This is a genomic window from Crenobacter sp. CS_VA4 (assembly GCF_055597485.1).
This window is the reverse complement of sequence record NZ_JBVMAE010000220.1, coordinates 1-231: the sequence shown is the minus strand read 5'-3', so window position 1 is coordinate 231 and position 231 is coordinate 1. Positions and strand designations below refer to the sequence as shown.

Sequence of the window (231 nt, the reverse complement as noted above, 5' to 3'; positions counted from 1 at the left end):
AAAACGCCACAGATAGTGGTGGGCCAGTTCCCGGGAGTCGGGGGCCGCAATGCGGTGCACGGTGAGATAGCGCACATCCAGCACCTGCAATAGTCGGCGGATCGCACCGCCCTTGCCCGCCGCGTCCCAGCCTTCGAATACGAGGATCAGTCCCCGCCCCTGCATCAGCAGCCGACGGCTGTGCCGGTTCAGCTCCGCCTGCTGGCTCTGAAGCTGTTCGCGGTAGGCCGA

Annotated in this window: 1 pseudogene; it reads right to left on the bottom strand. The window is 65.8% G+C overall.

The window, feature by feature from the left end:
- Positions 1-231: pseudogene (locus ACZ2IA_RS23350) on the bottom strand (polyphosphate:AMP phosphotransferase); the annotation flags it as partial.